The organism is Burkholderia sp. AU16741 (genome assembly GCF_002223345.1).
GTDB lineage: Bacteria > Pseudomonadota > Gammaproteobacteria > Burkholderiales > Burkholderiaceae > Burkholderia > Burkholderia sola.
Window position 1 is genome coordinate 429,602 of the sequence record NZ_NKEZ01000008.1, and the last position, 21,751, is coordinate 451,352.

Genomic DNA, 21,751 nt, shown 5'->3' on the forward strand with positions numbered 1-21,751 from the left:
CCACGCGCAACGCGAATCCTGTGCGAACGGTTCGGAAACGGACCGAGCGGCGGCACGCAATGTGCCGTTGATCGCGCGCAAACCCGCGCTGGCGCATCGTACGCCGCGCGTCTGCCCAGTCTTTAAGCTTCCAGTACCGTCATCTTTTCGTTCCTCGACCGTCAGGAGCCTGTCGATGTCCAAGGACAATTTGCTCGATTCACTCAAGGAAGCCGCCGAACGGCGCGCGATCGGCGCGGATCAGCTGCGTGCGATGCTCGACGACGAAGTGCGCGCGCTGTCGTCCGGTGCGCGGGTGCACGACTACATCCATGTATTCGCGATCCGGCACCTGCGCGAGCGGATGCGTCAGAAGGACGTTTTCGACCGCGACACCCGGGCCGATGCGGCGCCCGCGGACGCCGATCCGCGTCCGAGTCACCGGCTATAGCGGGCGGTGGCCGGCGCGCAGCTCACGCGTCGAAGCCGGCCATCTTGACGATCCGCTGACAGTCACGGACGCCAGTCGTCATACGTTTCATTGAATCGTCACAACGACCTCAAGGAAGCGGTGCGTTTTGCCGTTTACCCGGTGAATTCGTCCACCGGGTATTCCCGCTCTCTTACCGAGTCGTTGCCATGTTCTCGTCCATTCGCGCCCGCATCCTTGCCGCGTGCGTCGCCATCGTCGTATTCGCGCTCGTCGCCACGACCCTGATCAACTATTTCATCGCACGCTCGTACAACGACGACGCGATCGACCGCAACCTGATCTCCGTCGCCAGCGGCCACGTGGTCGGGATCGCCGATTGGGTCGCGACCCGCAGCCGGATGATCGCGTCGCTGCAGGATGCCGCGCTCACGCCCGATCCGCTACCGGTGTTCAAGCAGATGGCCGCGGCCGGCGGCTTCACCAACGTCTACGCCGGCTATGCCGACAAGACGTTCCACTTCTCCGACCCGACCGGCATCCCGCCCGACTACGACCCCACCGGCCGCCCGTGGTACAAGCAGGCCGCGCAGGCCGGCAAGCCGGTCGTCACGCCGCCGTACGTCGACGCCGGCACGGGCAACCTCGTCGTCACGTTCGCGGTGCCGATCCTGCGCGACGGCGCGCTGAAGGGCGTGGTCGCCGCGGACCTGTCGATGGACAGCGTGATCGCCAACGTGAAGTCGATCCACCCGACGCCGGCGAGCTTCGGGATGCTGATCGACAGCAGCGGCCACGTCGTCGCCCACCCGGACGCGAAGCTCACGCTGAAGCCGGTCGCCGACGTGTCGCCCGAACTCGGCGCACTGGGCGTGGCGTCGATCGCGGCGGCGAACGCGCCGGTCCAGGTCAGCGTCGGCGGCGACGCGAAGCTGGTGCGCGCGAAACCCGTACCGGGCACCGACTGGTACGCGCTGGTGCTGCTCGACAAGAACGAGGCGACGGCCGGGATGCGTTCGCTGCTGACCGCGTCGCTGATCACGCTGATCGTGATCGTCGGCGTGGCGTCGCTGATCATCGGCGCGATCACCGCGACCGCGTTCCGCCGTCTGTCGCAGGTGCGCCAGGCGATGGCCGCGATCGGCTCGGGCGCCGGCGACCTGACGCAGCGGCTGCCGGCGGACGGCCGCGACGAAGTCGCCGACATCGCGCGCTCGTTCAACAGTTTCGTCGACAAGCTGAACGACGTGATGCGCCAGATCCGCGAGGCGAGCGAATCGGTGCGCACGGCCGCGAACGAGATCGCGGCGGGCAACCAGGACCTGTCGTCGCGTACCGAATCGGCGGCGGCGAGCCTGGAGGAAACCGCCGCGTCGATGGAAGAGATCACCGCGACCGTCGGTCAGTCGGCGGCGGCCGCCGGCCAGGCCGACGAGCGCGCGGCGGCCGCGTCACGGATCGCGTCGCACGGCGGCGTGGTCGTGTCGGACGTCGTCGCGACGATGGGGAAGATCGAGGAAGCGTCGGGCCGGATCGGCGACATCATCGGCGTGATCGACGGGATCGCATTCCAGACCAACATCCTCGCGCTGAACGCGGCCGTCGAAGCGGCGCGGGCGGGCGAACAGGGCCGCGGCTTCGCGGTCGTCGCGCAGGAAGTGCGCAGCCTCGCGCAACGCAGCGCGCAGGCCGCGCGCGAAGTGAAGGTGCTGGTCGAATCGACGGTCGCGAGCGTGTCGGCCGGGTCCGGGCAGGTGCGCCAGGCCGGCGACACGATGCGCGAGATCGTGGCCAACGTGTCAAACGTGACGACCATCATCTCCGAGATCACGCATGCGGCGAACGAGCAGACGCGCGGGATCCAGGAAGTGAACCGCGCGGTCGGCCAGCTCGACGAAATGGTGCAGCAGAACGCGGCGCTCGTCGAACAGTCGACCGCGGCAGCCACCGCGTTGCAGTCGCAGGCGAATGCGCTCGCGACGACGGTCGGGCAGTTCAAGGTCGCCTGACGCGGTAGCGGCCCGCGGCAGGCGGGCCGCGCGGCTTACGAACCGTCCTGGTCGCGCATCAGCGCGAGCCGGTTGTAGAGCGTCTTCAGGCTGATGCCGAGCGCCTTGGCCGCGCGCGGCTTGTCGCCGTCGAAGTGATGCAGCGTCGCCGCGATGAAGCGCTGCTGCACGTGGTGCAGTGTCGCCCCGACCGGCAGGGCCATCGCGCCTGCCGACGTGCTGTCGGCCACCGGCATCGGCTGCTTCGGCAGGGCGACGTCGATGCCTTCGTCCGCCAGGATGTACGCGCGCTCGATCGTGTTGTGCAGTTCGCGCACGTTGCCGGGCCACGAATACGCGCGCAACGCGGCGATCGCCGCGTCGGTCAGCCGCTTGTGCGCGCGATGCCGCGCGTTCAACGTGTCGACGAATTCCTGCGCGATCGTCTCGACGTCGCCGTCGCGCTGGCGCAGCGGCGGCACGTAGATCGCGAACGCGGCGAGCCGGTAGAACAGGTCCTCGCGCAGCCGGCCGTCGCGCACGGCGTCGGCCGGATTGTGGCGGGTGGCCGATACGAACCGCACGTCGAGCGGAATCGATTCGGTGCCGCCCACGCGCACGATCGTGTTCGACTCGATCGCCCGCAGCAGTTTCACCTGCAGCGCGGCGGGCATTTCCGCGATCTCGTCGAGCAGCAGCGTGCCGCCCCGCGCGGCTTCGAAGAAACCTTCGCGCTGCGCGATCGCGCCGGTAAAGCTGCCTTTCTCGTGCCCGAACAAGTGCGCCTCGGCAAGATCGGCCGGAATCGCGCCGCAGTTCATCGGCACGAACGGGCCGTCGCGCCGCGTGCTCAGATCGTGCAGCCGGCGCGCGACGATATCCTTGCCGACCCCGCTTTCGCCGGCAATCATCACGCTCGCGTCGGTCGGCGCGATTTTCTCGATACGGCCAAGGAGCGTGCGCATCGCGGCGGACCGGCCGGACAGCCGGCGACCGTCTGCGCGCTGCTTCGTCCGGTTGGCGGATTCACCCATAGGCGTTCGCGGGCCGTTTTGAAAAACGGCATCACACGTCCCGTTGATTGCAATATTTATCATCGACAGCGAAACGACGGTGAAGGTGCCGCGGTATAGAAAATTCCAATGTGCGGGATGCGAGCGAAAGAAACAGGCCATCGTTGTTTCGCGCACCCTTGCACGACGCCTCTTTTGAGTGACAACCGGCGCTTTTTTACAGAAACCCGATGAAAAAGCCGCCAGCGACACATTGCGCCGGCGCGCCCGGCACTACCGACAGCCGCCCATGCGGGCTCCGGCCGCACGGGCGCAGGGCCCGGCCACCCATGGCCGAACGCCGCACGCGCCCGCCACCGGGCACGACGTTTGCTGGCGTCTTCACGCTCGCCCGGCGCGCTCGACGGTATGCCGGATGGCCGAAAGGCGGCATTCCCCGCACGATGGGAGCCGGCGCGATGCAAGGACGCAATGAGGACTTTGACCCGTGAGTTGTTTCGGCAGGGTGCATGGGTCGTGCTGGCCGTCGGGCTGGCGTCCGCGCTGCAGGCGTGGGCGATTCAGGTTGTCGGCCAGCACGCGCCGTTTGCGCCGCTGCCTTTCTATGCAGGCGTGGCCGCCGCCGCGTGGCTGACTTCGTTCGGCGGCGGCCTCGTCGCGACCGTCGCGAGCGTCGGCGTGATCGCCGCGTTGTGGTGGCGCGACGCGCCACTGGCCACGCTGCTGGCGCAAGCCGGCGCGTTCGTTGCGATTGGTTTCGTCGAATGCGTGCTGGTGGCGGCCGTGAAGCCGCTGCTCGCGAACGATCGCCCGCGCGAGATCGGCGACGTCGACGGCGGTCCTTCCACGCCGCGCGAACCGTCGTCCGTCACCGGGGTGTCCGACGACGGACTGTTGCGCTGCGTGGTCGATGCGTCGCCGGACGCGATCGTCGGGACCGACGCCGAGCGCCGGATCATCAGCTGGAACCCGGCCGCCGCAAGAATCTTCGGCATCGATGCGGTCCAGGCGAACGGACGCGACGTCGTCACGATGATCGCGCCGCGCTGGTTGCGCCGGCATTCGATGCCCGCGTCGTTCGCGGAACTGCGCAAGCTCGTCGGGCCGCTCGACGTACTGTGCATGCGTCCCGACGGCAGCCGTTTTCGTGCCACCTTCGCCGCGTCGCCGATCGTCGACGCGCAGGGCAATTGCGCGGGCCTGTCGCTGACGCTGCGCGAGGCGGGCGAACGCCGCCACAACGAACGCCATTACCTTCGCTCGTTGCGCGGCGCGCGCGACGCGCGCGTGCAGGCCGACGCGTCGAACCGGCTGAAGGACGAACTGCTGGCGACGGTGTCGCACGAACTGCGCACGCCGCTGAACGTGATCTACGGCTGGGTCGAGGTGCTGCGCAACGCCGACGGGCAGGGTTTCACGCAGCAGGCGGTCGATGCGATCGATCGCAGCGCGCGGTCGCTGTCGCACATGGTCGCCGACTTGCTCGACGCATCGTCCCTCGCGACCGGCCGGCTGCGCCTCGAACGCGTTCCGGTCGATCTCGTGCGGATCGTGCGCGACGCCGCGCGTGAATTCGACGCGACGGCCGAGGCGAACGGGCTCGTGCTGTCGACGGAGTACGCGATGCCGGCCTGCGTGATTCCGGCGGACGGCGAACGCCTGCGCCAGATCCTGTCGAACCTGCTGTCGAACGCGATCAAGTTCACGCCGCCGGGCGGACGCATCGACGTGTCGCTGACGCGCGCCGGCGAGCGGGTGCGGCTGTCGGTCTCCGATACCGGGCAAGGCATCGCGCCGGAATACCTGCCGCACCTCTTCGAGACGTTCAGCCGGCCGGAAGGCGCGTTCACGTCGCCCAAGCGCGGCCTCGGGCTCGGTCTGTCGATCGTGCGCAACATCGCGCAACTGCACGGCGGCGAGGTCGTCGCGACGAGCGCGGGCGCCGGGCGCGGCATGACCGTCACCGTGACGCTGCCGGCCGGCTGGGACGCCGACGATCCGGCGGAGCAGCCGCGCGCGAAGGGGGTGTCCGATACGGTCGCGCTCGACGGTCAGCGCGTGCTGGTGGTCGACGACGACCCGACGTCGCGGACGAGCCTCGCGACCGCGCTCGAAACGATGGGTGCGCAGGTCTCGACCGCGCGGTCGGGGCACGATGCGCTCGATGTGGTCGAGCGGCAGCAGCCGAGCGTCGTGCTGTCCGATCTCGCGATGCCGGACGGCGACGGTTACTGGCTGTTGGACCGGATCCGGCACCTGCCGAACGGCGGTGGGCACCTGCCGGTCGTCGCGGTGACCGCGCACGCCGGCAAGGCCGACCGGCGCCGCGTGATGGCCGCCGGGTTCGATGCGTATCTGTGCAAGCCGGTCGACATGCCGACGCTCGCGAGCGTGATCGTCGACGTCGTGCCCGACGACAGGCGGGACCGGAACGACACGGGCGACGGGAAGCCCCGCAAGCGGTAGCGGCGCACACGGACCATGCGGCGCGCTGTTCGCCTGACCGCTGACCGCATACGAAAAGGAGACACGATGGACGCAACGGAAAATACGCGGCGCGACGGCACGGGCAGCAAGCCGGCACGCACCCGACGCAGGACGCCGGTCGTGCCGATCGCGAGCATACTGATACTGTCGTGTGCCTGGATCGCGACGCCCCGCACCGCATCGGCCGAGGAGAGCACGCGTGCGAAGCTCGCGAGCCAGGCGTCGGCCGTCGGCGGCCAGATTCGCGATGCGACGCTCGCGTCCCGCGTCAGGGCCGCGCTCGTCGCCGAACGCGGCCTGGCCTCCGGCGACATCGACGTGCAGGTTCGCGATCGCGTGGCCGAACTGACGGGCAACGTCCCCGACGAGCGGCAGCGCGCGACCGCGATCCGTGTCGCGCACGACGTCAGCGGCGTGAGCGGCGTGCGCGACAAGCTGCAGATCCGCCGGAAGTAACGTGATGCGCGGGCCAGCGCCGGGCCGATCGGGCGTCGCGCGCCGGCGACCCTGCGCGTCACCGGGCAGGAGAGTTCGACATGGACACCATCATCGCGGGCCGTTTCTCGCGGCTCGAGCAGGCGGAACGCTGCGCGAAGCAATTGCGCGGCCACGTTATCCATCGGGACGACGTGAAGGTCTTCTTTCTCAATCCGCCCGGACAGCACGCGCTGTTCTGGCTCGGCGGCGACGTCTATGCGGACTCCGCCGCGCGGCCGGGCGGGATCGGTGCGCTGGAAGGCGTGGCCGTCGGCGCGATCGTCGGGCTCGCCGGGGCCGCGCTGCTGTATCTGGGCGGCCTTCATGCGCCGCTCGCGTGGATCGGCGTGCCCCTCGTGGGCGGTTACGTCGGCGCGTTGTGCGGCGCGCTCGGCCGGATGCGCGGCGATGCGCCGGAGGGGCATGGCGCGCTCAAGCAATGCGAAAACGGCGTCGTGCTGGCCGCGCATGTGACGCGGCGCACGATCACGTTCGCGGAGCGGACGATGCTCGCCGCCGGCGCGCTGTCGGTGGAGCGCACCGAGGGCGCATGGCACCGCGGCGCGTGGACCGATTTCTTCGCGTCGTCCCACCGTCCCGCGTGATGGCCCGCCGCGCGGCTGGCCCGCTCCGTCGTCTCACACGGAGGCCCGCATGACAGGACCGAACCGGATCAAGCACCGCACGCCCCGGCCGCTGGTCAGCGTGCTGACTGCCATCGCCGGCGTTGTGGCGCTCGCGTCGTCGCACGCGCAGACGCCGGCTTCGTCCGCGCAGGTCGCTCCGGGCGTCATCCGCCCCGGCCCGACCGCCGACGAGCCCGGCATGACGCAGCGGCCGACCGGCATCGACGCCGAGTTCGTCGACAAGGCGGGCATGATCGGCAAGGTGGAACGGCAAGCCGGCCAACTGGCGCTCGACCGCTCGTCGAACGCGGACGTAAAGGCCTTCGCGCGCCGGATGGTCGACGATCACGCCCGTATCGCGGACGAATTGCGGCACCTCGGCGCGCAAAAGGGCGTGCCGGTCCAGACGCGCATGCTGGTGGACCCGGCAGTGACGGCATTGCGGGCGAAGGACGGACGCGCGTTCGATACGGCGTATGTGGCCCTCACCGGGCCACGCGCGCACGAAGCGGCGATCCGGCTTTACGAAACCGAGGCGAAAGAAGGCCGCGACCCGCAGCTTCGCGCGTTCGCGGCCCGCACGCTGCCGATGCTGAACGCGCATCTGGGCGCCGCGCGGCAACTCGCGAAGACGGTGGCCGCCGCGCAGTGACCCGCTTTCCGGCGGCCAGGCCCGGCTCGCTTCAGTGCCGCCTCGTGCCGTCTTCGGGGCCGCCCGGCGACGCCTCGTACGGCGGCGAATCGAGCGCCGTTTCGCCTTCCTCGATCAGCCAGTACGGCGACCGGCCGTAATACGCATGCAGCGCTTCGGCCCATTCCGGGTCGGCCATCGTCGGCCAGTGGCTCTTGTCGAAGCCGGGTGACTCGCGCACACGTGCGGTATCCACGGGCAGCACGAAGCATCGGCGTTCGGCATCGAGGACGAGCGCGTTCCACGGCACCGCGAGCAGCTTGTCGCCGATGCCGAGCAAGCCGCCCGACGACACGACCGCATACGCGATCCGCCCGGCGCGCACGTCGAGCATGATGTGGGCGATCTTGCCGATGTCGTCGCCGTCCATCGTCAGCACGCGGTCGCCTTCAAGCGTGCCGGCGGTCATGACGTCGGGCCCCGGCCCGCCGACGGCCTTGCGAGGATTCGCGTCGGCGATGCGCGCGGCGTCGCGCGACGGTTTGTCCGTTGTCATCGAAAACCTCCTGGTCGAAGCGGCACCCCGGCGCGCGCAACTTGATTGCGCGGATAGTGCGCCAGGGCAGCAGGCCGCGGGATGATGGGCACGCCGATCGGTCAGCGGCGGCGCGGTAACGAGACGTCCTCGAGCGTATTGGCCAACTCGTCGCGCGCCGGGCCGCCGGCGCGCGTCGCGATGTCGCCGAGCGACACCATGCCGACGAGCTTCCGGCTGCGGTCGAGCACCGGTAAGCGGTGCAACTGCACGTCGGCCATCCGCTGCTGGACGTCGCCGACGCCGTCATCCTCGACGCACCACTGCACGGGCCTGGAAGCGACCGCCTGCACGGGCGTATCGGGCGAATGACCGTGCGACAGCGCGCGCACGGCCAGGTCGCGATCGGTCACGATCGCGACGAGTTCGGTGCCGTCGCAAACGGGCAGCACGCCGATATCGAAGCGCTGCATCAATTCGGCCGCATGGCGAATCGTGTCGGTCGGCGCGACGCACACTACGTCGCGCGACATGATTTCGTTGACGCGATACATGAACGCCTCCTTCGTGGTCGGGACGAGTAGGGAGCACCGCGCGTGCCGCGCACGGGGCACGCACGCTGGCGCCAGGGCCTGTTCGCGCTGATAACGGGCTTGCACCGGCTACCGGGCGACGGAGCAATTTGCCAGCGTGCTTGTACATCTTCCACGGCGGCGGCCGTGGCCGATCGATGCGGGACGTCAGTGGCCGATGCCCGTCATCGTGACGATTGCCAGCACCACCGCGCTTTCGAGCGCGGCCAGCGCCGCAACGCCGGCCGCGCCACTGATTTCATGCCATCTGCGTTCAAGGACTTTCATCGAATCGCTCCTGATTGGGCCGACGCGCGGGTGCGCTGCCACGCCACGCGCGCCGGGTGCCGCCGTCAGCCGTGATCGCGGGGCGGGGAAGGGACGTGCGGGGCGCGCCGTTCGCGCTCGCCGGACGGGTTGGCGGGGTCGATACGCGTCGCACCGCCGACGGCGGGCGGATCGCTGGCCGGAAACGTCTCCTCGAGCCCTTCGTCGATGCGCTCCTCCGTCTTGTCTTCAGACGGTGGACGCGACGGGGCGAACCGGAGCAGTCCGGCGGCCGGTGACACGGCGTCGCGGCGGCCGGTGGCGTGTACGGTCATGGTCGAACCTCCTTGTCGATGAGAAGACGCAAGCCTTGTACCCGCGACGGCCGCGGCACGGCGCTTGCAAGCCGGCGGGAACCGGCCGGCACGCGTCCGGAATGGGCGAGAGGGCATCGTGATGAAGGAAGCCAGGGAAAGAATACGTTACGACGCGAACGTACGCGGTGGCGATTCGGCCACGTTCGCGAGCGTTTCGATACGTGGAAGCGCGAATCGCGGGTCTATCGGCCGGAGCGGCGCCGATTCGACGGCAAGGACGAGGTACGCGAACTGACCGACACCGTCTACGACGGCCCGGAACGCGCGCAGCAGCCGCTCGTCGCGCAATGCGAACCGTCCGATCCGTTCGCGCTCGCCGTGCAGCTGACCGCCGAGGGGCGCACGATGTGGCTCGTCATGGCGGCGTACGACGAGCCGACCGGCCAATGGGCATGGCGCGACAGCAGGCACGCCGCTTGCGAGGGCTCGCCTCATCGAAAGGCGCGCGCCGTCGCGCAGGAGTGACATGAACACGCCATCCATGCTGCACCGTCCCGAACCGACGACACCCGACGTCGACCCGGATCCGCCGCCGCCCGGGCACGACGACCCGGTCGATCCGCCCGTGCCCGACGGGCTGCCGCAAGGCGACCCGCCGTCGAATCCGCCGCCGATGCGGATGCCGGGCGGGGGCCATGCGCCACGACCGGCCGCGCGAACATTGAAAGGAGGACCGTCATGGACATTCACGTGCAATCGCCCGACAAGCGCGCGATCGCTCAGGTACTGGGCCGCTATTTCGAATCGCGTTCGCTCCGCTATCACATCGAGGAATTGCCGGGCGGTGTGCTGCAGATCGGCTTTCGCGCGAGTGGCCGTCCGGTCGCCGTCACCGTTTCGTTCGACGATGCCGCCTACGACACCTACACGCACTGGGACGCGAGCCAGAAGCAGCTCGCGCTCGGCCGGCTGGCCGACGGTTTCTCGCGGATGATGTCGACCCGCAGTCCGGCCGCGCTCGCCGGCGACTATCACGTCGAGCGTTTCTGATTCCGCAATTGTCCGCCGGCGCATGCCGGATCCCGGCAAAGTGCCCGCATACAACGGGCGCTTTGCGTCTGCGCGCGCCTCGCGTAGGATGTCCGTTAATTCAGCGCATGCTACGTTCGCGCCACAGGCTGCCTGCCGTTGCAGCCGGTGAAGCGCGACGCGCTTTCCTTCAGGTTCGTTTCGTGCAGCCGACGGAGACCGCCTTGACCACTGTTGCTCGCCTGTTGCTGTCCCCCGGCGCACGCCGGTTCGTATCCAGCCTCTCGGCATTCGCGGCGCTCGCCGCCGCCGGCGCCCGCGACGCGTCGGCCCAGACGCCTTCGCCGCTCGGCGAATGGCAATACACGGCGGGCGTACCGCTGCGGAAACTCTTCGATCCGAACATCCCCACGTGGCAGGTAAGCGTCGGCGCCGCGATGACGCTGCAGCCGCGCTACGCGGGCGCCGACCGCTATCGCGTGATGGGCGGCCCGAATTTCGACGTTCGCTATCGCGACCTGTTCTTCCTGTCGACGGGCGAGGGCCTCGGCGCGAACGTGCTGCGCGGGCCGAACTGGCGCGTGAGTTTGTCGGTCGGCTATGACCTCGGGCGCCGTTCGGCCGACGATCTCGGTCATCTGAACGGTCTCGACAACATCAACGCGGCGCCCGTGATGAAGCTCGCGGCCGACTACGTGGTCTCGAAGGATTTCCCGCTCGTGCTGCGCGCGGACGTCCGGCGCAGCATCGGCGGCTCGAACGGCTGGACCGGCGATTTCTCCGCGTACATGCCGATGCCCGGCAGCAACGAGCACTTCTTCTGGTTCGCGGGGCCGACCGTGTCGTTCGCCGACTCCCGCTACATGAACAGCTGGTTCGGCGTGAACCAGGGCGCGGCCGCGCGCTCCGGGCTGCCGGCCTATTCGTCGGGAGCCGGGATCAAGTCGGCCGGCGTGGGCATGACGATGGTGTGGTTCGTGAACAAGCACTGGTTCGTCACGGTGGACGGCGCGCTCGAGCAGCTCGTCGGCCGCGCGGCGCGCAGCCCGATCACGCAGCAGTCGACCAACGGCGTGTTCGACATGTCGGTGAATTACCAGTTCTGACCGGGGCCGGGCGGCGGAAGGGCGATGCCGCGTGCGGCATTGCCCGTCACATTTGATATGATTCCGACCTGTACAAATGTACAGTGATCGATCCCCGTGACGCCTGCCTCGCCGACGCCTCCGGCGTTTTACTACCTGACCAATTTCGAACGCGCGCTCGCCTGGCTCGGCGAGCGTTACGGCGACCTGTTCGACGCGCACGAGCACGCGTTCGTCCGGCAATTCGCGACGCTGCCGCAGGCGTCGCGCGCGCTGCTCGTGCGGATGCTGATGCGCAACGGGGCCGATTTCCGCGCGAGCAAGCTCGTGTACGACGAGATCGGCTGCACGCTCGACGCCGCCGCGCCGCTCGTCGCGCTCGGCTGGGTCGATCCGGCGCCCGCGCTCACGCTCGACGCGTTGTTCGCGCTCTCCACCAAGGCCGATCTGCTGCGCATCTTCCCGGCGCTCGCCGCGCATGCGGGCGAGCGCAAGGCCGACTGGCTCGAGCGGCTGCGGCCCGCGCACGACGTCGCGCAACCGCTCGACGCGTGGTGCGCGCAGGCCGACGACCGGGTGCTGCGCGTGACGGTCGGCGCGCTGTGCGACCGGCTGCGGCTGATGTTCTTCGGCAATCTGCATCAGGACTGGAGCGAATTCGTGCTCGCCGATCTCGGCGTGTTCCAGTACGAAAGCGTGCCGATCGCGCCGTCGTCGCGCGCGTTCCAGCAGCGCGGCGACGTCGACGCGTATCTCGCGCTGCAGATGTGCCGCGACGCGCTCGAAGCCTGGCCCGACGATCTGCCGTTCGACGACCTGATCCGCGCGCTGGACGCGGTCGACTGCGCGCAACCGTGGCTCGCGACGCGCCGCGCGAAGCTGCTGTTCGCGCTCGGCCAGGCGTGTGAACGCCGTGCCGACTGGTGCGCCGCACTCGACGCGTACGCGCGCAGCGCGTGGCCCGGCAGCCGCCATCGGCGCATCCGTGTGCTCGAACGCTGCGGGCGCGACGACGACGCGCTCGCGCTGGCGCTCGACGCACGCGGCGGCTTCGAGAGCGACGAGGAGCGTCAGCGCGTCGAACGCATGCTGCCGCGCCTGCAGCGCCGCGCCGGCCAGCGCGTCGAACGCGCGGCCGCTGCCGCGGCCGTGCCGCGCGAGACGCTCGTGCTCGCGCGCCCCGACGCATCCGTCAGCGTCGAATTCGCGGTGCGCGACCATCTCGCGCAGCCGGCGTCGCCGGTCCACTACGTCGAAAACACGCTGATCAATTCGCTGTTCGGGCTGCTGTGCTGGGAGCCCGTGTTCGCGGCCGTGCCCGGCGCGTTCTTCCACCCGTTCCAGCGCGGCCCGGCCGATCTGCACGCCCCCGATTTCGCCGTGCGCCGCGCGGCGGCCTTCGACGCCTGCTTCGCGCAGCTCGAGTCGGGCGCGTACCGCGACACGATCCGCCGGCATTTCGCGACGAAGGCCGGGCTGCAGTCGCCGTTCGTGTTCTGGGGCGTGCTGACCGACCAGCTGCTCGACGAAGCGCTCGCGTGCCTGCCGCCCGAGCACTTGCGGCTGTGGTTCACGCGCCTGCTCGCGGATATCCGCGGCAACCGCTCCGGCTTGCCCGATCTCGTCCGCTTCTGGCCCGACGAGCGTCGTTACGAGTTGATCGAGGTGAAGGGCCCCGGCGACCGGCTGCAGGACAACCAGACGCGCTGGCTCGCCTACTGCCTCGCCCACCGGATGCCGGTGCGCGTCGTCGATGTCGAGTGGGCCGGCGACGGCGTCGCGCACGCCGAGGCGGCGGGGTTGTCCGCATGAGCTACGTCGTCGCGGTGCGGGCGATGTGCGAGTTCACCGCGCGGCGCGGCGATCTCGACCTGCGCTTCACGCCCGCGCCGACCGCGCTCGAAGGCATCGCCGGCCACGGCGCGGTCACGTCGAAACGCGGCGCGCGCTACGAAACCGAGATCGCGCTGACGGGCACGTGGGGCACGCTCACCGTGCGCGGCCGTGCCGACGGCTACGATCCCGTGGCGAACCGGCTCGAGGAAATCAAGACCTATCGCGGCAGCCTCGACGCGATGCCGGCCAACCATCGCGCGCTGCACTGGGCGCAGGCGAAGGTCTATGCGCACCTGATGTGCGACGCGCGCGATCTCGAGGCAATCGACGTCGCGCTCGTGTATTTCGACATCGTGTCCGAGCGCGAGACCGTGCTGACTCAAACGCTGGATGCCGCCACGCTCGCCGCATTCTTCGCCGAGCAGTGCGCGTGCTTCGTCGGCTGGGCCGAACGCGAGACGGCCCATCGCGCCGCGCGCGACGCGGCGCTGCGCGCGCTCGCGTTCCCGCACGGGCAGTTCCGCAGCGGCCAGCGCGAGCTGGCGGTGGCCGTCTATCGCGCGGCGCGCGACGAACGCTGCCTGATGGCGCAGGCGCCGACCGGCATCGGCAAGACGCTCGGCACCGTGTTCCCGCTGCTGAAGGCATGCGGCGAGGGCGAGCTCGATCATGTGTTCTTCCTCACCGCGAAAACACCGGGCCGCGCGCTCGCGCTCGACGCGGCGACGACGCTCGGCGCCGGCACACCCGCGCTGCCGCTGCGCGTGCTGGAACTCGTCGCGCGCGACAAGGCGTGCGAGCATCCGGATCTCGCATGCCACGGCGAATCGTGCCCGCTCGCGAAAGGCTTCTACGACCGGCTGCCGGCCGCGCGTGATGCGGCGATCGAGGCCGGGTTGCTCGATCGCGATACCGTGCGCACCGCCGCGCTCGCCCACGACGTCTGCCCGTATTACCTGGCGCAGGAGCTCGCGCGCTGGTCGGACATGATGATCGGCGACTACAACTACTATTACGACGGCAGCGCGATGCTGCACACGCTCGCGCAGCAGAACCAGTGGCGCGTCGGCGTGCTCGTCGACGAAGCGCACAACCTGCTCGACCGCGCCCGCAAGATGTACAGCGCGTCGCTCGATCCGTTCGCGTTCGCGGCCGCGCGCGACGCCGCGCCGGCCGCGCTGCGCAAGGCATTCGACCGGCTCGCCCGCGCGTGGGGCACGCTCAATCGCGCGCAGGCCGAGCGCTATGCGGCCTATCCCGAGGTGCCGGGCCCGATCGTGTCGGCCGTGCAGAACCTCGTCGCGGCGATCGGCGAGCACCTGACCGACGCGCCGCGCGCGAACGGCGACGCGCTGCTGCGTTTTCATTTCGAGGCGATCCAGTTCGGCGTGCTGGCCGAAGCGTTCGACAGCGCGTCGATCTTCGACGCGACGCTGCATGGCGAGCCGATGCCGCGGCAGCCTGCGCTCGATGGCGTCGCCACGGCCGGCCGCCGGCGCCGCGTCCAGTCGACGCTGTGCGTGCGCAACGTGATCCCGGCCGGTTTCCTGGCGCCGCGCTACGAAGCCGCGCGTGCGACCGTGCTGTTCTCCGGCACGCTGAGCCCGTTCCATTTCTATCGCGACACGCTGGGGCTGCCCGGCGATACGGGCTGGCTCGACGTCGACGGGCCGTTTCGCGCCGAGCAACTGACGGTGCGCGTCGCGAGCCACGTGTCGACGCGCTGGCGCGACCGCGATCGTTCGCTCGAACCGATCGCCGACCTGATCGCCGCCCAATACGCGGCACGCCCCGGCAACTATCTCGGCTTCCTGAGCAGCTTCGACTATCTCGGGCGCGTGGTCGCGCTGATGCAGATGCGCCATCCGGACGTCCCCGTGTGGGCGCAGGCGCCCGGCATGGCCGAAAGCGAGCGCGACGCGTTTCTCGCGCGCTTCGACGCGGGCGGCCGCGGCGTCGGCTTCGCGGTGCTGGGCGGGGCGTTCTCGGAAGGCGTCGACCTGGTCGGCGAGCGGCTGATCGGCGCGTTCATCGCGACGCTCGGGCTGCCGCAGGTCAACGACATCAACGAGCAGATGCGGCGCGCGATGGACGCGCGCTTCGGCAACGGTTACGACTACATGTACCTGTATCCGGGGCTGCAGAAGGTCGTGCAGGCGGCCGGGCGCGTGATCCGCACCGAGCACGACGAGGGCGTCGTGCACCTGATCGACGACCGTTACCGACGGCGCGAGGTGCGCAACCTGCTGCCGCGGTGGTGGCGGATCGGGTGACGGCGGCCGCTACAGCACGTTGAGCATTGCGAGTGCGGCTTCCTGCAGATGCGGCAGCACGCGCCGCACGGCCGCGTCGGTCGTCTCCGCGCCGATCGGCATGTTCGTGCTCAGCGCGGCGACGACTTCGCCGTGACGGTTCTTCAGCGGCACCGCGATCCCGCGTACGCCGACCTGCAATTGCTGTTCGATCGCCGCGTAGCCGGCGTCGCGCGCGTGGTCGACCTGTTCGAGCAGCCGCGCCTTGTTGGTGATCGTATGCGGCGTGAACGGCGGCAGTTCGGTCTCGTCAAGCCATGCGCGCACGGCTTCGCGATCGGGATGATGGGCGAGGAGGACGACACCGGGCGACGTCAGCGGCGCCGGCACGCGCGCGCCGAGCACGAAGCCCGTCGTCATCACGCGCGACACGCCGTTGCGGGCGATGAACACGAGCTCCCAGCCGTCGAGCACGCTGACGTACGCCGATTCGTTCAGCGACGCGCTCAGTTGCTGCAGATAAGGCTGGACCGTGCGCGGCAGCCGCGCCGAATCGAAGTACGACCAGCCGACGCGCAGCACGCGCGGCGTGAGGCCGTACAGCTTGCCGTCGGTGTACACGTAGCCGAGCGATTCGAGCGTCAGCAGGTAGCGCCGCGCGGCCGTGCGCGTGAGGCCGGTGCGTGCGGCGGCCTGCGTGGGCGTCATGCGTGCGTGCTGGCTGTCGAACGCCTCCAGGATCATCAGGCCTTTTTCGAGACCGGCAATCCAGTCGCGTCGGTCGAGGTCGGGCTTTTTCGTCATCACGGGGGAGCGGTGGCGCGCGGTGTTCGCGCAGGAGTGGGCGATTATCGCGCGAGCGGTGGGGGAACGGGAGATCGGTTGAGGCGTTTCAGAGGCAAGCTGCCGGGCGATTTCAGGTTCAGGCGGAACGACGCAAACGAGTCGGATTGAGTCGACCCATTCAAGCGTCGGAGCGCAGTTGCGGCGCGGTCGGCGCTTACCTGTGTTCGTGGCAGAGCGCGGCAATGCGCCATCGCGCGTCGATCACGCACCACTGCTCGACGAAATCGAAGCGCGAATCGGTTGTGTGATTGATCCGTACCGCCCCGATGTTCGTTATCGTCGCCCGTTGCCCGCGCGTGACAATCTGCATGGTTTCGTCCCGATATGCGATACCCGATCTGTCCGACGGGCGCTCGGCCGCGACTACGCGCATTCGCGCAAGAAATTGCGCCTTCGTGCGAATGCGAGCTTCGTGCTGGACAAAGAAGCCCGGGCTAGCGACGAAATCGAGTTGTTCGACGTCGGCGTGACGATACGCGTCGATCCACACGTCGCGCATCTGCGCCAGGGTGAATCGGGGTTCCATGGGCTACGCATTTTCCTGCTGGAGCGCGGGTGCGCGGTTTTTGGCGCTATCCGCCGGGTCAGGAAGGCAGCCTATGGCCGGGCTCACGTTTCGGCAATTGGACAGGTCTGAATCTGGTTTTCCGCGAGCGGGAAAAAGCCGATGGGTCGTGGAAGCCGATGTCCCGATGACGCATCGTCAGCCTGGCGCCGACTACGGGAAGAGGCGTGAAGCAGCACGTAGCGTGCTGACGTGAACGGAAAGCTGGCGATGGCAGAGCGCTGTACGGCCGCGCATGGAAGCGGCCGATACGGCATGAAAAGCGGAGAAACCGGATGCGACGCGACCCTTCCGCGCGCCGCATCCGTCACGACCTTACTCGCTGCTCGTCCACTCGACGTTCGCACCGACCGAACGCAGGTTCTCGACGAAATGCGGATGCGCGCGGCGGATCGGCAGCGCGTTCATGATTTCCGAGCGGCCTTCGATGCTCGCGGCCACCATCAGCAGCGCGATCGCGACGCGAATGATGTACGGGCTCTCGACGCGCGCCGGCGTCAGTTGCAGCCCGCCGAACGTGATCAGCCGGTGCGGGTCGGACAACAGCACGTGCGCGCCGAACTTCGACAGTTCGCCGGACCAGCCGAGCGCGCCGTCGTAGACCTTGTTCCAGAACATCGCGCTGCCTTCCGCGCGTACGCCGAGCGCGATGAAGATCGGCAGCAGGTCGACCGGCAGGTACGGCCACGGCGCGGCCTCGACCTTGGTCAGGATGTTCTGCGTGAACGGCCGGCGTACGCGCAGCGGGCCGTCGCGTTCCGCCCGCGACCAGCCGTCGCGGTGCGTGACGGTGACGCCGAATTTCGCGAACGTGCGGTCGATCAGCGGGAAATGCTCGGGCGACGAATTGCGCACCGTGATGTCGCCCCCGGTGATCGCGCCGAGCGCGAGGAACGTCGCGATTTCGTGGAAATCCTCGGCGAAGCGGAACTCGCCGCCGCCGAGCTTGCCGCCGCCCGTCACGCACAGCCGCGACGTGCCGATGCCCTCGATCGCGACGCCGATCATCGCGAGGAACTGGCAGAACTCCTGCACGTGCGGCTCGGAGGCCGCGTTCATCAGCGTCGACGTGCCGTTCGCGGCCGTCGCGCACAACGCGAAATTCTCGGTGGTCGTCACCGACGCGTAGTCGAGCCAGTGATCGTTGGCCGTCAGCGGGCCGTCGGTACGGACGATCAGCGAATCGGGCGTGCGCTCGATGTGCGCGCCGAAACGTTCGAACACCTCGACGTGCGGATCGATCTCGCGCACGCCGAGCGTGCAGCCTTTCACGTCGTTCTCGAGGCGCGCGACGCCGAAGCGCGCGAGCAGCGGCGGAATCAGCATGATCGACGAACGCATCGCCTCGGGCAGCCGATGGACGGCCGGATCGAACGTCGTGTTGCGATGGTGAAGCTCGAGCAGGCCCGTCGTGAAATCGACCGACACGTCGCTGCCGAGCGTGCGGAAGATATCGAGAATCTTGCGCACGTCGGTGATGTCCGGTACGCCGACGAGACGCAGCGGCTGATCGGTCAACAGGGTGGCGCACAGAATCGGCAGGACGGCGTTCTTGTTCGCGGACGGCTTGATGTCCCCGCGCAGCGGAGTGCCGCCGTGGACGATGAGATTCGACATGATATGGGGGCGTATCGGTGACTGACGTAGGCCCATATGATGCCATTGGTCGGCACGCGGCGTGGAATGTTCGGAGGGGAAAAGGGGAATCGGCGCGCGCAACTGACAGTGTTTGACGTCGCGTCCGCGATGCAGCAGGTGGAGTACCGGCCGGCGCCGGCATGGCGAAATGGCCGGCCGCGTATCGGGCCGGCCACGCGCTCATTACGTCATTGCGCGGCCCGCATCCGCGCGGCGACCACCAGCGAGATCAGGCAGCCGATCGCCAGGTAGCCGGCGACGAGGTGCCACGAACCGCCGGCCACGCTGACGAGCCCGACCGCGATGAACGGCGTGAACCCACCGCCGACGACGCTCGCGAACTGGTAGCCGACGCCCGCGCCGCTGTAGCGGTATTCGGCGCCGAACAGCTCGGTGAACAGCGGCTGCTGGACGCTCACGACCATGTCGTGCGCGGCGTTCGCCAGCAGGATCGAGAAGATCACGATCCACGCGATCGAGCGCGACTCCAGCGCGACGAAGAACGGCACCGCGGATGCGAGGCCGATCAGCGCGCCGATCAGATAGATGCGGCGCAGGCCGTAGCGGTCGGCCAGCCACGCGAAGCAGGGGATCGTCACGCAGCTCACCGCGCCGACCAGCAGGCCGATGTTCAGGAACAGGTCGCGCGACATGCCGAGGTTCGTCGTCGAATAGCTGAGCGCGAACGCGGTGACGATGTACATCGTGAACAGTTCGGCGAGCCGCAGCGCGACGATCAGCATGAACGCCTTCGGGTGGCGCGTCAGCGCTTCCAGCACCGGCAGGCGCAGCTTGCGGTTGCCGTGCTCGACCTTCTCGACGAACTCCTGCGATTCGTCCATGTTCTTGCGCACCCAGAGCCCGATCAGCACGAGCACGATGCTGAACACGAACGGCAGGCGCCAGCCCCACGACTTGAACGCGGCCTCGCCGAGCGTATGGCTCAGGATCGAGACGATGCCGGTGGCCAGCACGAGCCCGACGCCGTAGCCGACCTGCACACCGCTGCTGTAGAACGCCTTCTTCTGCTTCGGCGCGCTTTCGACGGCCATCAGCGCCGCACCGCCCCATTCGCCGCCGACCGCGAACCCCTGGATCGCGCGCATCAGCACCAGCAGCACGGGCGCCCACCACCCGATCGTCGAGAACGCCGGCAGCAGGCCGATCGCGACCGTCGACAGCCCCATCAGCATCACGGTGAGCACGAGCATCCGCTTGCGGCCGAGCCGGTCGCCGTAGTGGCCGAACACGATGCCGCCGAGCGGCCGGAACAGGAAGCCGACACCGAAGGTGGCGAACGCCGCGAGCGTGCCCATCGTCGGGCTGACTTTCGGAAAGAACTCGGAATTGAACACCAGCGCGGCGACGATCCCGTACAGCAGGAAGTCGTACCAGTCGACGACGGCGCCGACGAAGCTGCCGATCGCGGCCTTGCGGGCCTGGCTGCGCGCACGGGCGCCGGCGGCGGCGTCGAGGGTGTCGAAGGTGGGGGTCATGGCGATGTCTCCTGGCACGGCGCATCGTGGAATCGTGGCGGCGCCGCGTCCGATGCTGCATTGAAGTCGATGGGTGAACGGAGAATAGGGCCCGCGCCGCGGGTCGGCAATTAGCCAATCGGATAATGTGCGCGATTATCGTTCAATTCCGTGCGATTATCGAACGATTTCCGGGTTTGCACTAGGCGGCGCGACGATATCCCGTTCGGCCGGGGTGTGCCGCCGTGAACGATCTGGTTAAAATCTGCTGCATCGACAACTCGCCCGTCCGGGGCGGAGGCGCGGCCGCCACATCGGCCGCGCACGCCGCACGCGACAGGCACCATTCCCCCCATCGACCGCATGCCCCCGGAGACTGGAATGCCCGGCAATTCCCCCCCCCTTGTCCAGCGATACGCCGCCCGTTGCCGATCCGGCCGCCAATCCGCTCGGGATGGCCGGCCTCGAATTCGTCGAGTTCGCGGCGCCCGTGCCGGATGCGCTTGCACAGCGCTTCGAGCAGCTCGGGTTCAAGGCGATCGCGCGGCACGTCAGCAAGAACGTCACGCTGTACCGGCAGGGGCAGATGCATTTCCTGATCAACGCCGAGCCCGATTCGTTCGCCGCGCGCTATGCGGAGGAATACGGGATGGGGGTCTGCGCGATCGGGTTGCGCGTGGCGAACGCCCGGCGTGCGTTCGAGCGCGCGATCCAGCTCGGTGCGTGGGCGTTCGAAGGCGAGAAGGTCGGCGTCGGCGAACTGAAGATTCCGGCGATCCAGGGCATCGGCGATTCGCACCTGTATTTCGTCGACCGCTGGCGCGGGCGGGACGGCCAGCGCGGCGGCGTCGGCGACATCTCGATCTTCGATATCGATTTCCGGCCGATCGACATCGCGACCGCGCATACCGATCTCGATTGCGCGGGCGTCGGCCTGCAGCAGGTCGATCACTTCACGCAAACCGTCGGCGCGGGTCGCATGCAGGAGTGGCTGGATTTCTACCATGACCTGCTGCATTTCCGCGAGATCCACCAGATCGACGCGCACTGGCATGTGTCGGAGGAATCGCGCGTGATGGTGTCGCCGTGCGGCGCGGTACGGATTCCGGTCTACGAGGAAGGTACGCGGCGCACCGAGCTGATGCATGCGTACCTGCCTGACCATCCGGGCGAGGGCGTGCAGCACGTGGCGCTGGCGACCGACGACATCCTGGCGTGCGTCGATGCGCTGCGTGCCAACGGCGTCGAGTTCATCGAGCCGCCCGCTCGCTATTACGACGACGTCGATGCGCGGCTGCCGGCGCATGGCGTCGATCTCGATGCGCTGCGCCGCCGCGCGGTGCTGGTCGACGGCGAAATCGGCAGCGACGGCGTGCCGAAGCTGTTCTTCCAGACCTTCGTGAAGCGCAAGCCCGGCGAGATCTTCTTCGAGATCGTGCAGCGCAAGGGGCACCACGGGTTCGGCGAGGGCAACCTCGCGGCACTCGCCCGCGCACGCGACGCCGGCTGAACGTTCAGGCGCCGGCTGCCGTTACGCTGCCGCGCGCCCTCGGCCACGCCGATCTTGCAGGCCACGGCGAAATCGTGGCCCACCGCATCGGCCAGGCGCAGCACGTGTGCCGGAAACGCTGGCCGGTGCGCGGCCTCGCCGTACGCACCGCGGCGGGTGATTGCACAGCGGCGACAGGAACCGGCCCGACAGC

The 21,751-nt window shown here is 68.9% G+C and carries 19 protein-coding genes and 1 pseudogene; 12 read left to right on the forward strand and 8 right to left on the reverse strand.

Annotated elements, in window-relative coordinates; all coding sequences use genetic code 11:
• Positions 1-175 precede the first annotated feature (175 nt).
• Both CFB89_RS22360 and CFB89_RS22365 read left to right on the forward strand, forming a co-directional pair.
• Positions 176-430: a DUF3562 domain-containing protein gene (locus tag CFB89_RS22360; protein ID WP_089469772.1), complete on the forward strand. Its 255-nt coding sequence runs from the start codon at positions 176-178 to the stop codon at positions 428-430.
• 188 nt (positions 431-618) lie between these two features.
• On the forward strand, positions 619-2,418 hold the full coding sequence (locus CFB89_RS22365; RefSeq protein WP_089469773.1) for a methyl-accepting chemotaxis protein: 1,800 nt from the start codon (positions 619-621) through the stop codon (positions 2,416-2,418).
• A gap of 35 nt (positions 2,419-2,453) precedes the next feature.
• Here CFB89_RS22365 and CFB89_RS22370 read toward each other — a convergent pair whose 3' ends face one another.
• Complete coding sequence (locus CFB89_RS22370; protein WP_089470572.1) at positions 2,454-3,494, reverse strand: sigma-54-dependent Fis family transcriptional regulator; 1,041 nt, start codon at positions 3,492-3,494, stop codon at positions 2,454-2,456.
• A gap of 387 nt (positions 3,495-3,881) precedes the next feature.
• Here CFB89_RS22370 and CFB89_RS22375 point away from each other — a divergent pair, with 387 nt between their 5' ends.
• The 4 genes from CFB89_RS22375 (at position 3,882) to CFB89_RS22390 (ending at position 7,652) form a co-directional block, all read left to right on the forward strand.
• On the forward strand, positions 3,882-5,876 hold the full coding sequence (locus CFB89_RS22375; RefSeq protein WP_089469774.1) for a PAS domain-containing hybrid sensor histidine kinase/response regulator: 1,995 nt from the start codon (positions 3,882-3,884) through the stop codon (positions 5,874-5,876).
• A gap of 66 nt (positions 5,877-5,942) precedes the next feature.
• Positions 5,943-6,353, forward strand: coding sequence for a BON domain-containing protein (locus CFB89_RS22380; RefSeq protein WP_089469775.1), 411 nt, complete (start codon positions 5,943-5,945; stop codon positions 6,351-6,353).
• An 80-nt stretch (positions 6,354-6,433) separates the two neighbouring features.
• Positions 6,434-6,979, forward strand: coding sequence for a hypothetical protein (locus CFB89_RS22385; protein ID WP_089469776.1), 546 nt, complete (start codon positions 6,434-6,436; stop codon positions 6,977-6,979).
• A gap of 49 nt (positions 6,980-7,028) precedes the next feature.
• Positions 7,029-7,652: a DUF4142 domain-containing protein gene (locus CFB89_RS22390; protein ID WP_089469777.1), complete on the forward strand. Its 624-nt coding sequence runs from the start codon at positions 7,029-7,031 to the stop codon at positions 7,650-7,652.
• Between the two features lie 31 nt (positions 7,653-7,683).
• On the opposite strand, the gene CFB89_RS22395 is transcribed toward CFB89_RS22390, so the two are convergent.
• The 3 genes from CFB89_RS22395 to CFB89_RS22405 form a co-directional block, all read right to left on the reverse strand.
• A complete protein-coding gene (locus tag CFB89_RS22395; RefSeq protein ID WP_089469778.1) occupies positions 7,684-8,187 on the reverse strand; it encodes a PRC-barrel domain-containing protein in 504 nt (167 codons plus the stop codon).
• 101 nt (positions 8,188-8,288) lie between these two features.
• Positions 8,289-8,720, reverse strand: coding sequence for a CBS domain-containing protein (locus CFB89_RS22400; protein ID WP_089469779.1), 432 nt, complete (start codon positions 8,718-8,720; stop codon positions 8,289-8,291).
• Between the two features lie 371 nt (positions 8,721-9,091).
• Positions 9,092-9,340: a hypothetical protein gene (locus CFB89_RS22405; protein WP_089469780.1), complete on the reverse strand. Its 249-nt coding sequence runs from the start codon at positions 9,338-9,340 to the stop codon at positions 9,092-9,094.
• A 121-nt stretch (positions 9,341-9,461) separates the two neighbouring features.
• Between CFB89_RS22405 and CFB89_RS22410 the strand changes: the two are divergent.
• From CFB89_RS22410 to CFB89_RS22430, 5 genes and pseudogenes are all read left to right on the forward strand, one after another.
• A pseudogene (locus CFB89_RS22410) lies at positions 9,462-9,754 on the forward strand (hypothetical protein); the annotation flags it as partial.
• A gap of 306 nt (positions 9,755-10,060) precedes the next feature.
• A complete protein-coding gene (locus CFB89_RS22415; RefSeq protein ID WP_041492268.1) occupies positions 10,061-10,372 on the forward strand; it encodes a hypothetical protein in 312 nt (103 codons plus the stop codon).
• A gap of 203 nt (positions 10,373-10,575) precedes the next feature.
• Positions 10,576-11,457: a MipA/OmpV family protein gene (locus CFB89_RS22420; RefSeq protein WP_089469781.1), complete on the forward strand. Its 882-nt coding sequence runs from the start codon at positions 10,576-10,578 to the stop codon at positions 11,455-11,457.
• A 96-nt stretch (positions 11,458-11,553) separates the two neighbouring features.
• Positions 11,554-13,248: a VRR-NUC domain-containing protein gene (locus CFB89_RS22425; protein ID WP_089469782.1), complete on the forward strand. Its 1,695-nt coding sequence runs from the start codon at positions 11,554-11,556 to the stop codon at positions 13,246-13,248.
• Complete coding sequence (locus tag CFB89_RS22430) at positions 13,245-15,545, forward strand: ATP-dependent DNA helicase (RefSeq protein WP_089469783.1); 2,301 nt, start codon at positions 13,245-13,247, stop codon at positions 15,543-15,545. Before CFB89_RS22425 ends, CFB89_RS22430 begins: the two co-directional genes overlap by 4 nt.
• Positions 15,546-15,554: 9 nt before the next feature.
• Here CFB89_RS22430 and CFB89_RS22435 read toward each other — a convergent pair whose 3' ends face one another.
• The 4 genes from CFB89_RS22435 to shiA form a co-directional block, all read right to left on the reverse strand.
• A complete protein-coding gene (locus CFB89_RS22435; protein WP_089469784.1) occupies positions 15,555-16,328 on the reverse strand; it encodes an IclR family transcriptional regulator C-terminal domain-containing protein in 774 nt (257 codons plus the stop codon).
• Between the two features lie 196 nt (positions 16,329-16,524).
• Complete coding sequence (locus CFB89_RS35805; protein WP_089469785.1) at positions 16,525-16,896, reverse strand: DUF4440 domain-containing protein; 372 nt, start codon at positions 16,894-16,896, stop codon at positions 16,525-16,527.
• Positions 16,897-17,250: 354 nt separating this feature from the next.
• A complete protein-coding gene (locus tag CFB89_RS22450) occupies positions 17,251-18,552 on the reverse strand; it encodes a UDP-N-acetylglucosamine 1-carboxyvinyltransferase (RefSeq protein ID WP_060310952.1) in 1,302 nt (433 codons plus the stop codon).
• A 209-nt stretch (positions 18,553-18,761) separates the two neighbouring features.
• Positions 18,762-20,069, reverse strand: coding sequence for a shikimate transporter (gene shiA, locus CFB89_RS22455; protein ID WP_089469786.1), 1,308 nt, complete (start codon positions 20,067-20,069; stop codon positions 18,762-18,764).
• A gap of 433 nt (positions 20,070-20,502) precedes the next feature.
• Here shiA and CFB89_RS22465 point away from each other — a divergent pair, with 433 nt between their 5' ends.
• Positions 20,503-21,558: a 4-hydroxyphenylpyruvate dioxygenase family protein gene (locus CFB89_RS22465; RefSeq protein WP_256979768.1), complete on the forward strand. Its 1,056-nt coding sequence runs from the start codon at positions 20,503-20,505 to the stop codon at positions 21,556-21,558.
• The last annotated feature ends 193 nt before the right edge of the window (positions 21,559-21,751 follow it).

Excerpts from the sequence above, each read along its gene's own strand:
- CFB89_RS22385 (WP_089469776.1), top strand. The coding sequence starts at position 6,434 with ATGGACACCATCATCGCGGGCCGTTTCTCGCGGCTCGAGCAGGCGGAA.
- CFB89_RS22395 (WP_089469778.1), bottom strand. The coding sequence starts at position 8,187 with ATGACAACGGACAAACCGTCGCGCGACGCCGCGCGCATCGCCGACGCG.
- CFB89_RS22370 (WP_089470572.1), bottom strand. The coding sequence starts at position 3,494 with ATGATAAATATTGCAATCAACGGGACGTGTGATGCCGTTTTTCAAAAC.
- CFB89_RS22375 (WP_089469774.1), top strand. The coding sequence starts at position 3,882 with ATGAGGACTTTGACCCGTGAGTTGTTTCGGCAGGGTGCATGGGTCGTG.
- CFB89_RS22380 (WP_089469775.1), top strand. The coding sequence starts at position 5,943 with ATGGACGCAACGGAAAATACGCGGCGCGACGGCACGGGCAGCAAGCCG.
- CFB89_RS22415 (WP_041492268.1), top strand. The coding sequence starts at position 10,061 with ATGGACATTCACGTGCAATCGCCCGACAAGCGCGCGATCGCTCAGGTA.
- CFB89_RS22365 (WP_089469773.1), top strand. The coding sequence starts at position 619 with ATGTTCTCGTCCATTCGCGCCCGCATCCTTGCCGCGTGCGTCGCCATC.
- CFB89_RS35805 (WP_089469785.1), bottom strand. The coding sequence starts at position 16,896 with ATGGAACCCCGATTCACCCTGGCGCAGATGCGCGACGTGTGGATCGAC.
- CFB89_RS22450 (WP_060310952.1), bottom strand. The coding sequence starts at position 18,552 with ATGTCGAATCTCATCGTCCACGGCGGCACTCCGCTGCGCGGGGACATC.
- CFB89_RS22400 (WP_089469779.1), bottom strand. The coding sequence starts at position 8,720 with ATGTATCGCGTCAACGAAATCATGTCGCGCGACGTAGTGTGCGTCGCG.
- CFB89_RS22360 (WP_089469772.1), top strand. The coding sequence starts at position 176 with ATGTCCAAGGACAATTTGCTCGATTCACTCAAGGAAGCCGCCGAACGG.
- CFB89_RS22430 (WP_089469783.1), top strand. The coding sequence starts at position 13,245 with ATGAGCTACGTCGTCGCGGTGCGGGCGATGTGCGAGTTCACCGCGCGG.
- CFB89_RS22435 (WP_089469784.1), bottom strand. The coding sequence starts at position 16,328 with ATGACGAAAAAGCCCGACCTCGACCGACGCGACTGGATTGCCGGTCTC.
- CFB89_RS22465 (WP_256979768.1), top strand. The coding sequence starts at position 20,503 with ATGGCCGGCCTCGAATTCGTCGAGTTCGCGGCGCCCGTGCCGGATGCG.
- CFB89_RS22390 (WP_089469777.1), top strand. The coding sequence starts at position 7,029 with ATGACAGGACCGAACCGGATCAAGCACCGCACGCCCCGGCCGCTGGTC.
- shiA (WP_089469786.1), bottom strand. The coding sequence starts at position 20,069 with ATGACCCCCACCTTCGACACCCTCGACGCCGCCGCCGGCGCCCGTGCG.
- CFB89_RS22405 (WP_089469780.1), bottom strand. The coding sequence starts at position 9,340 with ATGACCGTACACGCCACCGGCCGCCGCGACGCCGTGTCACCGGCCGCC.